The sequence below is a fragment of the Nitritalea sp. genome (assembly GCF_054166705.1).
In genome coordinates, this window is the sequence record NZ_JBSZCV010000015.1 from 510,198 (window position 1) to 516,695 (window position 6,498).

Genomic DNA, 6,498 nt, shown 5'->3' on the forward strand with positions numbered 1-6,498 from the left:
GCGTAAAAGCATGGATGAATATGGTTGTGTTTCTACTTGTGTTTTTATTCCAATCCAGTCTATCTAGTTCTTTGGGAAATCAGGTGGTTCTCATTACTATTCCCGTAGCGTTTTCAATAGTTTTTTATCTTCTGAATTTGACAGATTCGGATTTTAAATTTAGTTCAAAACTAATATTTTTCTCTGTTTCATTTGGTCTCATTTATTATTTGTTTAATAGAAGTCAGCCTTCATTCGATCTGCACTACTATTTAATTTCTTTACTCATAGCTTTTGTTTATGTGTATGTGCAAGAAAAGCTCGTAAGCAGTTAATTCGAAGCCATTCACTCGCTGCATCGCATGTTTAAAGTCCCAATACAAGGGGTTATACAAAATCACAGGAAAGAACAGTCTCCCATGGACAAGCGCTAAAGTAGAAGGCCAGCCGAGAAAAAGTAGTCCAAAACGCATAATTACCACTAAAATGAGTTGAAAAATAGCGGAAAGGCCTATATTTGAAATTAGCTTTTTGGCAAACAACTCATCTTACTGTAAACCTATGTTACTTGAACCTATTGACCTGATCGTCTTTATCGGCTACTGCTGCCTGATTATCGGTTTGGGCATTTATGTCTCCCGAGAAAAAAAAGGACATGAAAAAAATTCCCAAGACTATTTTTTAGCCTCTAAATCGCTACCATGGTGGGCGGTAGGCGCTTCCCTCATCGCTTCGAATATTTCGGCAGAACAATTTATCGGCATGTCGGGCAGTGGTTTTGCGATGGGGCTGGCTATCGCCAGCTACGAGTGGATGGCGGCGGCTACCTTGCTCGTAGTGGCTATTTTTTTCTTGCCCGTTTACATAAAAAAGGGCATCTACACGATGCCGGGCTTTCTATTAGATCGCTATGATGCACGCGTGCGCACCACTATGGCCATCTTTTGGCTTTTGCTGTATGTCTTCGTGAACCTTACTTCTGTACTCTACCTGGGGGCGCTGACGCTCAATACCATTTTAGATGTGCCCTTGCCCTATGGGATCTTGGGTTTAGCCCTTTTCGCGATGCTCTATTCGATTTACGGAGGATTGAAGGCGGTAGCTTGGACGGACGTGGTCCAAGTGTTTTTTCTTGTGGCGGGAGGTCTGGCTACGACCTATATTTCCCTTTCGCTCGTTGGCCAGGGAGATGCTTGGGAGGGGCTCAGCCTTTTACGTCAAGAGGTGCCGGGACACTTTTCCATGATTTTCTCCACAGGGGAAATGTTGATTTCAGACGGTAAAGGAGGCATGAAGGATGCTTATATGGACTTACCGGGAATTTCCGTCCTTGTAGGGGGCATGTGGGTGGCGAATCTTAGCTATTGGGGCTTTAACCAGTACATCACACAGCGGGCCTTGGCGGCCAAAAGTCTGGATGAAGCTCAAAAGGGAATGGTATTCGCTGGATTTCTTAAACTTTTGATGCCGCTTATCGTCGTTGTCCCGGGAATCGCTGCCTGGGTCATCGTAAAAAATGGTATCGATGCTCCCTTTATAGCCTCTATGCAGGACCCCATCACCGGGCTTACGAAAGCGGATCGCGCTTATCCAACATTGCTTCAGTTGCTTCCGACGGGCTTAAAAGGTCTTTCCTTTGCGGCGCTCACCGCCGCGATCGTCTCCAGCCTTGCATCTATGGCGAACAGTACCTCCACCATCTTTACCATGGACATTTACACGAAATACATCGATCAAAAGGCCTCCCAGACCAAGCAAGTGACGGTAGGTAGGATTACGGCCGTGGTAGCCTTTCTGGTGGCCGCACTTATCGCCCCGCAGCTCGGGCAGCTGGATCAGGCCTTTCAGTTTATTCAGGAATACACCGGCTTCATCTCCCCGGGGATTTTTGCGATCTTCTTTTTAGGCGTCTTCTGGAAGAAAACGACTGCGAATGCTGCACTGGTGGGTGCTGGCCTTAGCATCCCGCTTTCAGCTTTACTTCAGTACTACGTGCCTGGACTGCCTTTTCTGGACCGTATGGGTGTGGTCTTTCTGGTTATCGTTACGCTCATGGTGCTGATCAGCTTAGTCGAAGGGAAGGGCAAGGATCATCCCAAGTCCATCGATGTGTCGGGTGACTTGTTTAGCACCAGCTACGGCTTTAAGGTAGGCGCCTTCTTGATCACAGGCATCATCGCTGCCCTGTACTTGGTGTTTTGGTAAGCATGTGGTAGCCTAGCCACCGTTTTTTCTTACCTCCTGTCAGATTCGCTTGGATCGGACAGGAGGTTTTTTTTGGCCCCTAGGCCAAAGAACCCGTCTAGTGCCAGTGGTCTCATTTAAATTTATGAATGCTTTAAAAAAATGCCGCCTGCGTAAAAAAAATAGTAATAAGTAGCTTTTGCGGTTGCTTTTATGACTAATAATAATCAGATTTACATAAAAGAAACCAAAAGAAGTTTAAAACCAAACCACTATTCCCTTTTTCTTTGTTGCATCTTCTAGTAGAGGGGTAAAAGATCAGGAGAGGGGTAGGGGACAACCACAGCACAAAGATGAAAACATCAGTAAGCAGAAGAGATTGGATGCGTTCCAGTCTACTAGTCGCGGGCGCGATGACCTTCGGGATCAATCATTTTTCTACACAGCGCGCTACGGCCAAAACGCTGGTTCGGGAGATTGTACCGAATTTCAGCATGGAGGAGCCACGGATTTTGGCCAAGTTGAACTCGAATGAAAATGCCTTTGGGCCTGCCCCGGAAGTAATTAAGGCTATCGTAGAGTCGGCTTCTATGGGCAATCGCTACGGGCATGGCGATGCGGCCACACTAATTAAAATGCTGGCAGAAAAGGAGGGAGTGGCGCCTGAGAACATCCTTTTGGGGCCGGGTTCCACTGATTTACTGGAAAAAACGGCCATCGTACAGTTTATGGGAGGGGGCAATGTCGTCTCTGCGGATGTGTCCTACATGTCGCTCATGAACACGGCCCAGCGTATGGGTGGGGTTTGGAAGCCAGTGGCGCTGACTACGGACTATGCCCATGACCTGTCTGCCATGCAGGAGGCCATCGATTCGGAGACTAAGTTGGTCTACATCTGTAATCCCAATAATCCCACAGGTTCTATTACGGACGCGACGGCACTGAAGGATTTTTGCCGGCAGGCAGCCAAGAAGACGCCGGTGTTTGTGGACGAGGCTTACCTGGAGTTTATGGCGGACCCGGAGGAGCAGACCATGGCGGGTCTAGTGAAGGAGGGGCATGATGTGATGGTGGCGCGGACGTTTAGTAAAATCCATGGCATGGCAGGGCTACGTATCGGTTATCTGGTGGCGACTCCAGAGCGTATCGAACGAATCACTTCTATGGTTCGGGGCACGATGGGACTATGCTTGACTTCGCTGAAGGGAGCTATTGCGAGTGTGCAGCAGGAAAGCTTTTTAGCCAAGTGCCGGGACTGGAATATGGAATCGCGGGCGTTTACCACTGAGGCGGTTAAAGGGTTAGGTTATTCCTTTATACCTTCTTACACCTCTTTTTTGATCTTTCCGATCGCCATGGAAAGCCAACCGTTTATGCGGGGTATGTATGAGAAAGGAGTGGCGGTGAAAACGTACAACTTATATGACAAGACATGGTGCCGCGTAAGTATGGGGACTATGGAGGAGATGAAGTTGTTCGTAGAATCTTTTAAGCAAGTAACGGCCTGATAGTGATGAGCATGGCTTTACAGAAAACCCTTTCGCTGCTCTTGCTTATCGGCTTAGGCTTTTTGCTGAAGCAAAAGTTCCTGAAGGAGGAGCAGAAAAACGGGTTGAAGATCATCATTTTAGACATCGCACTTCCGGCGATGATTTTCGTGGCGCTCTTAAAGATCGAGGTGCAGGCGGACCTGCTGGTTTTGCCGGTGGCGGCTTTGCTTTTTAATGTGTTTATGCTGCTGTTTTCATGCTATGTGCTGCCCTTTTTTGGGGTGGCGCCGCGTACGGCAGAAATGCGGACACTTATGCTTTTGTTACCCTCTTTAGCGCCGGGTCTCTCTTGTTTTCCATTTTTAGCGGAATATCTGGGGGATGAGTACCTGGCCTGGGGGGCTTTAGCCGATATCGGCAATAAGCTCTTCGTGCTGGTCATTGCCTATCTGCTGGCGATGAAATGGTTCTATGGCACGCATCAGCTGCAGGCCCAGTCAAATGGCGAGAAGGTCAAGTCGCTGCTTTTCGCGATGTTAAAGGAGCCGATCAATTTAGTGATCGTGACGGCGCTAATTTTACTGGGTTTTGGACTGAATTTAGAGCGGCTGCCTGTGTACTTAGGCGATGCGGTGCTGATGATGAAGAATATGATGACGCCATTGGTGCTGCTCTTTATCGGGGTAGCAGTCGTGTTTAAGTGGGCTCAAATTCGGATGATAGCGTCTTTGTTGACTCTTAGGGCGGGGGTGACCTTTCTACTTAGTGGTTTGATTGTACTTTTTGTCCCCCTTCCCTCTGAGGCAGCGCTACTATTTGTGGTAGTATTTCCGCAGTCAGCCTGTAGTTTTTGGCCTTTTGCGCATATGTCGGCGGTTCGGGCTTTGGAGCGCGAGCAGCATCCGGACAGCAAGCGGCAGACCTTTGATTTGACGCTGGGAATTAATGTGTTGGCGGTATCGCTTCCTTTCTCCACTCTACTCATTATGGCGGTCTTTACTTCCGGCGGTTTGTTTGTGCAGCCTTGGGTCTTGCTCGGAACGGGGGTGGCGTTTATGCTGTTGGCTGCTATGCCGCTGCTGCTCAAGTGGCTTGGTCACGTGACCTGGCGATCGGAGGAGGTGCTGGCGGAGAAGGTAAAGTAAATAGTGGTTTTGATGTGATAGGAGGGGTCTAGGCCCTACTATAAGTGTGTATAAGTGAAAAAAGGCAAGCAGGTGCTTGTCTTTTTTTTTGGTCCTCATACGGGGAGGTGGATGGTAACAAGGGAAGGAGAGCGCTGGTGGGATAGGGGTCTGTTTACAGAGATTGAAGCATGCATTTTTCGCATTTTTTTAAAAAGAAAGGAAAAGAAAGCAAACGAACACGGGTTTGGGTAAAAAAGAAAGGAAACGAAAGGAAAAGAAAGCAAACGAACATAGAAACGAAAGGAAAAGAAAGCAAACGAACATTTTGGGGGGAGATGTGCTATTTTTGAAAATAAGTAGCGATGTCCGTTTTGGGCTTCGCCCAAAGGTGAACATCGCTGTAGAATCCTTTGGGTGGAGGCTTTCTAAAAAAATGAGGTAAGCGCTATTGGAAATTTAAGGGGTTGGTTGTAAATTTTTAATAGGTGATAAATAGTGCTGTGTTGGCCCCCTAATTAATCGATAATCCCCACGCGATGCGATTGACGCGAAGATGGCTGTTTCCTATGTTTTGATTCCGCACGGTTTAGAATAGATGTACCGCGACGGATCGTTCCTGCTCGGGCTAAAGATGGGGAATCGCCTGTAATCCGCCTATTGAAGCCATGTGGCTATCTGAGACTCCGCCACCAAATAACTTGTGCTGCTTGGGTTTTGATGGGTAAAAAAGAGGCCGGGCTAAAAAATATCAAGGACTTCGATGAAAAATCACGCCAGTAGGCGTATCGGATGTAGCCACGGCCACTCTATTGCGAACGGTAACCTCCTCTGCTACCTATACCTGAGGCGATACGATGGCATAAGCATCCAAAATCGCTAAGGTTTGACCCAAAAGATCTTGGTACTCCTCAAACTGGTCGCGGAAAAACAAATACTCGTACTGATGCAAGGGAGCATAGAGCTGCAAGTAGGGGATGTCCCCATCATACCTACAGCGGCGGTCAAAGTCTAAGGTCAAAATTTCTTTGACCCAGGCACGTAAAGCCTGTGGGGTAAAGCCAAAAACATAAATGCCATCGTGGATTTGGATGTTGCCACACACCTGACACTGGGTGATGGTATAGCAGTAGGATTCTGCTAAAATTTTTTGTGCACAATTTTCCTCCATCTTTTCTTTCGTTAATTCCTAGCGCCTAGCGTTCAGCCCTTCTTTGAAAAGCATCACAAATAAACCCAATCGAGCATGTTTTTCTCTTTAGGGCCGAACCTAGGACTTTAGAATGCATAGCTGGGAAATAAATCTTCTCCTACTTCGTGGAAAATAGGGGGTAAAGCCTCCGCTCCTCCGATCTATTTCCTGTCCAACCATGCGTGCATGAAAACAATCTGTTCTGGTTATTTAGATTAATTCTATACAGTACAAAGATGCAGCACGCGGATGAAATGCGCAACATTTATTTAGATTAATTCTAAATGAATTTTTCTATCATTTTCCGAAATTAAAAGCCTAACACCGTAGGAGAATTAAAAAAGATCCAGTCTCCGGCAGGTTCTTATCCTTTCTCCTAACCTATGCACCTGACTTCGACAGTCGTCAGTCCCATTTTTAATTAAATGGTTGATATTTAATTATTTACAATTTTAGTGTTGTTAAATCGGGTGTCCCAGAGGTATTTTTTTAGTACTTTTAGTCATGTTTGTTCGCAGAAAGCCCAATA

4 protein-coding genes are annotated in these 6,498 nt (G+C 46.8%); 3 read left to right on the forward strand and 1 reads right to left on the reverse strand.

Features of this window, described 5'->3' with window-relative positions; all coding sequences use genetic code 11:
* The first annotated feature begins 540 nt into the window (after positions 1-540).
* From ACXIT9_RS12160 to ACXIT9_RS12170, 3 genes are all read left to right on the forward strand, one after another.
* On the forward strand, positions 541-2,184 hold the full coding sequence (locus tag ACXIT9_RS12160) for a sodium/sugar symporter (protein WP_458056496.1): 1,644 nt from the start codon (positions 541-543) through the stop codon (positions 2,182-2,184).
* A 332-nt stretch (positions 2,185-2,516) separates the two neighbouring features.
* A complete protein-coding gene (locus tag ACXIT9_RS12165; RefSeq protein ID WP_458056497.1) occupies positions 2,517-3,671 on the forward strand; it encodes a pyridoxal phosphate-dependent aminotransferase in 1,155 nt (384 codons plus the stop codon).
* An 11-nt stretch (positions 3,672-3,682) separates the two neighbouring features.
* Positions 3,683-4,798, forward strand: a complete 1,116-nt coding sequence (locus ACXIT9_RS12170; protein WP_458056498.1) for an AEC family transporter — start codon at positions 3,683-3,685, stop codon at positions 4,796-4,798.
* An 817-nt stretch (positions 4,799-5,615) separates the two neighbouring features.
* On the opposite strand, the gene ACXIT9_RS12175 is transcribed toward ACXIT9_RS12170, so the two are convergent.
* The gene (locus ACXIT9_RS12175) at positions 5,616-5,948 is read right to left on the reverse strand and encodes a hypothetical protein (protein WP_458056499.1); all 333 of its coding nucleotides are present in this window, start codon (positions 5,946-5,948) and stop codon (positions 5,616-5,618) included.
* Between the last annotated feature and the right edge of the window lie 550 nt (positions 5,949-6,498).